This is a genomic window from Stenotrophomonas sp. SMYL8 (assembly GCF_036320065.1).
GTDB lineage: Bacteria > Pseudomonadota > Gammaproteobacteria > Xanthomonadales > Xanthomonadaceae > Stenotrophomonas > Stenotrophomonas maltophilia_A.
Genome location: NZ_JAWIRR010000041.1, coordinates 1 through 7,496 on the forward strand (window position 1 = coordinate 1; position 7,496 = coordinate 7,496).

Below are 7,496 nucleotides of genomic sequence, written 5' to 3' on the forward strand. Positions count from 1 at the left end.
GGTCCGGTTGCGGGGGACGCTGCAAGTACGTCCATGTAAGCTCGGTCGCGCCATCCATGGCGCTCACGCCCCCGCAACCGGACCCACCCCACCTTCGACAGTTTCCCGCTGCTGTTGGTGGGTGCCGACCGTTGGTCGGCACGGGGTCGGATCCCGTTGCTGCGCAACGGGCTCTGACCCCTTCGTGGAGTTCGCGCTGTGGAAGATGGATCCCGGCTACTGCACCTCCCCCAACAACGCCTGCAACCCCGGCAACCATTGCTTGCCGGGGTGGCGTACCAGCCACAGGGTGCGCTGCAGGGCGGGCAACGGGGTCTCAAGCACGCGCAGGCGGCCGAGGGCCAGTGGTTCTTCCAGCGCATGACGAGAAAGACAGGCCAGACCCAGCCCAGCGATGGCGGCCTGCTTGATCGCTTCGGTATTGCCCAGCTGCAGGGTCTGGGCGAAGCCGCGCAGGTGCGGCAGCAGCGCCTGTTCCACCGCTTCGCGGGTACCGGAGCCCGGCTCGCGCAGCAGCCAGCGTGCGCCGCGAAGTTCATCCAGCGACCAGCGTGCGGGGGCCTCGGCGGCCGCCACAATCACCAGCGGGTCCTGCTGCCAGGCCGTGACCTGCAGGCCGCGCTCGTGGCACGGGCCTTCGATAAGGCCGGCGTCCACGTCCAGTCGCTGCACGGCGGCGACCACGCCGGCACTGTTGTCGATGCGCAGGTCGACTTCCGCCTGCGGCGCCTGCCGCAGCAGTTCGGCAATGCGCGGCGGTAGCAGGTAATTGCCGATGGTGGTGCTGGCGGCCAGCACCAGCCGCAGTGGCGCGCCCTGCGACGGGTCACCGCCGGCGGCGAGCTGGCGCTCGAGGTCGGCGGCGTTGACCAGCAGCGTGCGCGCGGGTTCCAACAGGGCGCGGCCGTGGCCGTTCAGCGCCAGGCGGCGGCCGATGCGGTCGAACAGCGGCGTGCCGAAGTGCGCTTCCAGCTCCTGCAGGGCGGCGCTGCTGGCCGACTGCGAAAGCGCAATGGCCTGGCCGGCAGCAGTGGTGCTGCCATGGTCGGCGATGGCGACAAAGACCTGCAGCTGGCGCAAGGTCAGGCGCATGGGATTAACCCGCTTGATAGGTAGGTTTCACCCATATTATTCGTTTTACAGGTCAGCGACTCAGGCGCACGCTTGCCCCATCACTCCAGCCCTGCCCCTGCCATGAACGCCCCCGCTCTCTCCTCCTGGTCCCTACCCGCCCTGCGCCAACGCTGGCAGCCGCGCCTGCCCGGCCTGCTGCTGGTGGGCCTGATCGCGGCGGCGTCGCTGTATCTGGCCGAGCTGCCCTGGCTGCAGGCGCACGGCCTGAGTGCGCTGACCGTGGCCATCGTCGCCGGCATCGTGGTCGGCAACACCCTCTACCCGCGGCTCGCGCCGAGCAGCGCGGCCGGCGTCGGTTTCTCCAAGCACTGGCTGCTGCGCGCCGGCATCGTGCTCTACGGCCTGCGCCTGACCTTCCAGGACATCGGCCATGTCGGCGTCACCGGCGTGCTGATGGACGTGCTGGTGGTCGCCAGCACCTTCGGACTGGCCTGCTGGCTGGGCATGCGGGTGTTCAAGATGGAACGCGAGGCGGCGATGCTGATCGGTGCCGGCAGCGCGATCTGCGGCGCGGCGGCGGTGATGGCCGCCGAACCAGTGGTGCGCGGCCGTGCTGCGCAGGTCACGGTAGCGGTGTCGACGGTGGTGGTGTTCGGCACGCTGGCGATGTTCCTGTATCCCGCCCTGTATGCGCTGGTGCAGTCGCACGGCTGGCTGGCGATGGACGCGCAGCAGTACGGCCTGTTCACCGGTGCGACGGTGCATGAAGTAGCACAGGTGGTGGCGGCTGGCCGCGCGGTCAACGAAGCGGCGGCCGATACCGCAGTGATCACCAAGATGGTGCGGGTGATGCTGCTGGCACCGTTCCTGGTGGCGCTGTCGCTATGGCTGGCGCGTAGCGGCAAGGCCAGCGCCGATGGCAGCAAAGCGCGCATCGTGGTGCCGTGGTTCGCTTTTGGTTTCGTGGCGGTGGCCGGGTTCAACTCGCTGCATCTGCTGCCGGCCGGCCTGCAGGCGGGGCTGGTGCAGCTGGATACCGTGCTGCTGGCGATGGCGATGGCCGCGCTGGGCCTGACCACCCACGTTTCGGCGCTGCGCCAGGCCGGTATGAAGCCGCTGCTGCTGGCGCTGATCCTGTTTGCCTGGCTGCTGTTCGGCGGGCTGGCGATCCACCAGGGTGTGCTGGCGGTGCTGGGCTGAGCAGGAGCGTGCCGACCAAGGTCGGCACCCACATGGATGAAGGCCCCAGGACGGGGCCGGCCGCGCGGACGGGTACAATGCGCCATGACTGACTTCTCGACCCTGCCGCTGAGCCCGGCCCTGCAGCCCGGCCTGGACGCCCTCGGCTACACCACCCTCACCCCCGTGCAGGCGCAGAGCCTGCCGGCCATCCTGGATGGCCGCGATGTGATCGCACAGGCGCCGACCGGCAGCGGCAAGACCGCCGCCTTCGGCCTGGGCCTGCTGCAGGCCATCGACCCCAGCCTGATCCGCGTGCAGGCGCTGGTGCTGTGCCCGACCCGCGAACTGGCCGATCAGGTCGGCAAGCAGATCCGCAAGCTGGCCACCGGCATCCCCAACCTGAAGCTGCTGCTGCTGGTGGGTGGCGTGCCGCTGGGCCCGCAGCTGGCATCGCTGGAAGGCCACGACCCGCACGTGGTGGTCGGCACTCCTGGCCGTGTGCAGGAGCTTGCACGCAAACGCGCGCTGAATCTTGGCGCGGTGCGCACGCTGGTGCTGGACGAAGCCGACCGCATGCTCGACATGGGCTTCGAGGAGCCGATCCGCGAGATCGCCGGCCGCACCCACAAGGATCGCCAGAGCCTGCTGTTCTCGGCCACCTTCCCCGACAGCATCCGCACCATGGCGCGTGACCTGCTGCGCGACGCGGTGGAAGTGACCGTGGAAGGCGCCGACCAGGCCCCAGCCATCCGCCACCTGTTCTGCGAGGTGGAACCGGCACATCGCCAGAAGGCACTGGCCGGCCTGCTGCTGAAGTACACGCCGGAATCGGCGGTGGTGTTCTGCAACACCCGCAAGGACGTGGACGAAGTGGCCAACTCGCTGCAGCAGTTCGGCTTCTCCGCGCTGGCCCTGCATGGCGACATGGAACAGCGCGACCGCGAGGAAGTGCTGTTGCTGCTGGCCAACCGCAGCTGCAACGTACTGGTGGCCAGCGATGTGGCCGCACGCGGCCTGGACGTGGAAGAGCTGGCGGCGGTGATCAACTACGAGCTGCCGACCGACGTGGAGAGCTATCAGCACCGCGTGGGCCGTACTGGCCGTGCCGGTGCCAGCGGCCTAGCGATCAGCCTGGTGGCCGGCCGCGAGAAGACCCGCGCCGAAGCCATCGAAGCGCAGATGGGTCAGCCGCTGGACTGGCAGAAGACGCCGCTGGCGACTGCGCGCCCGGCCGAGCTGCCGCAGGCCGCGATGCGCACGCTGCGGATCGACGGCGGCAAGACGGACAAGCTGCGCCCGGGCGACATCCTCGGCGCACTGACCGGCGACGCCGGGCTGTCGAGCAAGTTCATCGGCAAGATTGCGATCTTCCCGACCCGCTCCTATGTGGCGATCGCGCGTGAGCAGGCCAACAAGGCCGTGGCCAAGCTGGAAGCCGGCAAGATCAAGGGCCGACGTTTCCGAGTGCGGATGATGTGATTGAAGCAGCGTTGCCAACCACGGTTGGCAACGACCTGACCTGGTAGCGGCCAACCTTGGTTGGCCCATCCGTGGCGTCAGTCGCGAAAGGCGATGCCAACCAAGGTTGGCAACTGCCGGCTCCAGGCCATTCGCTCTGGTAGATGCCAACCTTGGTTGGCACCCACCCTTCGATCAGAACACCAGTTCGGTGTGCAGCGGCAGGCCCGATTCCCAACGGGCGCGACCACCGAGACCGTCGAGTTCGACCAGTACGCCGGCGCCGACCACGTCAACGCCCAGGCGGCGCATCAGCGACAGTGCGGCGACCAGCGTGCCGCCAGTGGCCAGCACGTCATCGATGATCGCCACGCGGGCACCGGCCGGCAGCGCATCGGCGTGCACTTCGATGCAGTCGCTGCGGTATTCCAGCGTGTATTCCTCGCGCAGCACCTGGCCCGGCAGCTTGCCCGGCTTGCGCACCGGCACGAAGCCCACTCCCAGTTCCAGCGCCATCGCGGCGCCGAGGATGAAGCCACGCGATTCGATGCCGATCACCGCGTCCAGCTTCTGGTCGCGCCAACGGTCGGCCATCGCGGTGATGGCACCGCGGAAGTCCTCGCCGTGGGCGAGCAGCGGCATGATGTCCTTGAAGAGGATGCCGGGCTTGGGGAAGTCGGCGATGTCGCGCAGGCGGGAGGCCCACTGCGGAGCGACGATGGCGTCGGTCATGTCACGTTGGCTATCTGATGGCGGCATAGGGTACCTGTTCCGGGCGTCGCCTGCCTGTTGAGGGGTATTCGGCCGGGCTTCGCCCGGCACCTGCAGAGGCTTCAAGCCAAGGCAACGGCAACGGCAACGGCAACGGCAACAGCGAGTTTCCTGTGGGATGGCGGGGTGGGTCCGGTTGCGGGGGACGCTGCAAGTACGTCCATGTAAGCTCGGTCGCCGCATCCATGCGGCTCACGCCCCCGCAACCGGACCCACCCCGCCTTCGACAGATTTCTGCGATCTGTCGGGCATTGCTTTCTGTAGATCCACGCCATGCGTGGATGAATCTTCATCGAAATCCAATATTTCGAAAATTGAACGAAGAGCATCCACGCGTGGCGTGGATCTACCGTGTCGACCAAGGTCGACACCTACCCACAGCAGCGGGAATCTGTCGGAGGTGGGGCGGTGTGGGGCTGCAGGACCGTTGGCGCCATGGATGGCGCCATCGAGCCCCCATGGATGGGTTTACGGCGTGTCCTGCAGCCCCACACCGCCCCGCCAGACCACGGATTCCGCTTTTGCTCTGGCGTTTGATCTGGCCTCTGCGGGTGCAGGGCACAGCCCTGCCGAAACCCACCCTCAGGAACTGCAGGACAGCATCGAGCAGCCGGCGCGGTTGTCTGCCCACGCCGGGCGCTTGCCGGCGAAATGCTCCAGCCCGGCACGCTCGGTGTACGGATCGCGCAGTACGTCCTGCAACGCATGAATACCGCTGAGGTCGCCCTGTTCGGCGCGGTCGATGGCTTCCTGCGCCAGCCAGTTGCGCAGCACATACAGCGGATTGGCCGCGGCCATCTTCGCCGTGCGTTCGCTGGCCGACAACGGATCGGCCTGCAACCGTGCCGCGTAGTCCTGCAGCCACTGCTGCAACGGTGCCTGCACCGCCTGCTGGCGCGCCTCGTCGTAGTACACCGCGTCCAGCAGCGCCGCATCCGGTGCCGCCGGATCGAGGCGCATCAGCGCGCGCCAGGCCAGGGTCATGTCCATGCCACCGTCCTGCATCAACTGCTGCCAGCGCAGGTAGAGCTGCAGGTCGTCATCGTCGGCAGCGGCCAGGCCCAGCTTGGCTGCGGCATCGCGACGGGTGCAGGCCACGAAGGTGGACTGGTAGGCCGCCAGACTGGCCTGCAGCGGCGCCACATCGGCGAACAACGGCGACAACGCCTGGGCCAATCGGCTCAGATTCCAGTACGCCACCTGCGGCTGGGTACCGAAGCGATAACGGCGGCCCTGCGCGTCGGTGGTGTTCGGCGTCCAGTCCGGATCGAAATCCTCGACCCAGCCGTAAGGGCCGTAATCAAGTGTGAGGCCGAGCACGGACAGGTTGTCGGTGTTCATCACGCCATGCACGAAACCCACGCGCATCCAGTGCGCGATCATCTCGGCGGTGCGCACCGCGATCTGCGCGAACCAGTCGCCGTACAGCGCCTCCCCCTCCCCTTCCAGCTCGGGGAAATCACGGGCGATGCAGGCATCGACCAGCTGCTGCAGCAGGGCGGTTTCACCACGTGACGCAGGCAGCTCGAACGAACCAAAGCGCAGGAACGACGGCGACACCCGGCATACGATGGCACCAGGCTCGGCACGCGGATGGCCGTCGTAGAACATGTCGCGCACCACGTCCTCGCCGGTACCGACCAGCGACAACGCGCGCGTGGTCGGCACGCCCAGATGGTGCATGGCCTCGCTGCACAGGAATTCGCGGATCGACGAGCGCAGCACTGCGCGCCCATCGGCCCCGCGCGAATACGGCGTGGGGCCGGCGCCCTTCAGCTGCAGCTCCCAGTGGCGGCCATCCGGTGCGACCAGTTCACCCAGCGAGATCGCACGGCCGTCGCCGAGCTGGCCGGCCCAGTGACCAAACTGATGGCCCCCGTAGTTGGCCGCCCATGGCTGCATGCCTGCATACAGTGCGTTACCGCCGAATACACGCGCGAAGCCTTCGCTCTCGACCTCAGCGGTATCGAAGCCAAGCATCTCGGCGACGTCCGGTGCCCAAGCCAGCAGCGTGGGCGCCGTCACCGGGGTCGGCATCACTGGCGACCAGGCCGCGCCCAGCACTTCACGCCTGCGCGGGCCGGATTCGGGGTCGCCCGGCAGGGTATGCAGCAGGCGGTTGTCGAAACGGGGGCTGTCGGTATCCATGGTGCTGAAGATGGGGACGACGGCCGCCCGCCTCAATTGCCGCTGAGCGCCTGCAGTTGGCCGCCGTGGGCCTCGGCACGCAGGTAGGCCGGGCGCTCACCGATACGCTTGAGGAAGCCACGCAGTGCCGGCTTGTCGTCGAGGCCACCACCGCGCGCGGCAGCGGCCTGGATCGGGAAGCTCATCTGGATGTCGGCCGCACTGAAGCGCTCGCCGGCAAACCACGGGCTTTCGGCCAGGCGGCGCTCCATCCAGTCCAGGTGCAGGCGCCGCTGCGGACCGATGAAGCCGCGCTCGGCCTTGTCGGCGATGCTGCGTGCGATCGGGCGCGCGAAAAACGGCATCGGCGCATTGCGGATGCGGCCCATCACCAGGGTCAGCAGCAGCGGCGGCATCGCCGAGCCTTCGGCGTAGTGCAGCCAGTAGCGGTAAGCGATGCGCTCGGCACCCTCGGCGGGCGTCGGCGACGGCGACAGCTGGCGCTGGGTGTCGTAGCGGTCGGCAAGGTAATCGAGGATGGCGCCGGATTCGGCCAGCACCAGCTCACCATCCTGCAATACCGGCGACTTGCCCAGCGGATGCACCTGTCGCAGTTCCGGCGGCGCCAGCAGCGTCTTCGGATCGCGCGGATAGCGACGCAGCTCGTAGTCCAGCCCCAGCTCCTCCAGCATCCACAGCACGCGCAGGGAACGGGAGTTTTCCAGATGGTGGACGATGCGCATGGACGGTTCCGCGATGGGAGGATGCATCTGATCTTAGCCCGCCCAGCTGCATGTCTTTTGTAGAGTCGGGGGGGGGGGGGGGGGGGGGGGGGGGGCGCGGGGGGGCGGGGGGGGGGGCCCCCCAACGGCCGAAAAACAAAC

Annotated in this window: 6 protein-coding genes; 2 read left to right on the top strand and 4 right to left on the bottom strand. The window is 68.2% G+C overall.

The genetic code is table 11. The features are described 5' to 3' along the window. Positions 1-216: 216 nt before the first annotated feature. Positions 217-1,092, bottom strand: coding sequence for a LysR family transcriptional regulator (locus tag V3B25_RS20715; RefSeq protein WP_049423688.1), 876 nt, complete (start codon positions 1,090-1,092; stop codon positions 217-219). 102 nt (positions 1,093-1,194) lie between these two features. On the opposite strand from V3B25_RS20715, the gene V3B25_RS20720 reads away from it, so the two are divergent. After that, positions 1,195-2,274 carry a YeiH family protein gene (locus V3B25_RS20720; protein WP_201118797.1) on the top strand — a complete coding sequence of 360 codons (1,080 nt, stop codon included), beginning with the start codon at positions 1,195-1,197 and terminating at the stop codon, positions 2,272-2,274. 84 nt (positions 2,275-2,358) lie between these two features. Continuing rightward, positions 2,359-3,735, top strand: a complete 1,377-nt coding sequence (gene dbpA, locus V3B25_RS20725) for an ATP-dependent RNA helicase DbpA (protein ID WP_164081474.1) — start codon at positions 2,359-2,361, stop codon at positions 3,733-3,735. A 174-nt stretch (positions 3,736-3,909) separates the two neighbouring features. On the opposite strand, the gene V3B25_RS20730 is transcribed toward dbpA, so the two are convergent. From V3B25_RS20730 to V3B25_RS20740, 3 genes are all read right to left on the bottom strand, one after another. Then, positions 3,910-4,446, bottom strand: a complete 537-nt coding sequence (locus tag V3B25_RS20730) for an adenine phosphoribosyltransferase (RefSeq protein ID WP_329811480.1) — start codon at positions 4,444-4,446, stop codon at positions 3,910-3,912. Positions 4,447-5,067: 621 nt separating this feature from the next. After that, on the bottom strand, positions 5,068-6,633 hold the full coding sequence (locus V3B25_RS20735) for a YdiU family protein (protein WP_329811481.1): 1,566 nt from the start codon (positions 6,631-6,633) through the stop codon (positions 5,068-5,070). Positions 6,634-6,665: 32 nt separating this feature from the next. Next, entirely contained in the window at positions 6,666-7,355 is a 690-nt protein-coding gene (locus V3B25_RS20740; RefSeq protein ID WP_329811482.1) for a glutathione S-transferase, read from the bottom strand. Positions 7,356-7,496: the final 141 nt, after the last annotated feature.

Bases quoted from the DNA above. Each gene is read 5' to 3' on its own strand.
- V3B25_RS20720 (WP_201118797.1), top strand. From the start codon at position 1,195: ATGAACGCCCCCGCTCTCTCCTCCTGGTCCCTACCCGCCCTGCGCCAA.
- V3B25_RS20730 (WP_329811480.1), bottom strand. From the start codon at position 4,446: ATGACCGACGCCATCGTCGCTCCGCAGTGGGCCTCCCGCCTGCGCGAC.
- dbpA (WP_164081474.1), top strand. From the start codon at position 2,359: ATGACTGACTTCTCGACCCTGCCGCTGAGCCCGGCCCTGCAGCCCGGC.
- V3B25_RS20735 (WP_329811481.1), bottom strand. From the start codon at position 6,633: ATGGATACCGACAGCCCCCGTTTCGACAACCGCCTGCTGCATACCCTG.
- V3B25_RS20715 (WP_049423688.1), bottom strand. From the start codon at position 1,092: ATGCGCCTGACCTTGCGCCAGCTGCAGGTCTTTGTCGCCATCGCCGAC.
- V3B25_RS20740 (WP_329811482.1), bottom strand. From the start codon at position 7,355: ATGCGCATCGTCCACCATCTGGAAAACTCCCGTTCCCTGCGCGTGCTG.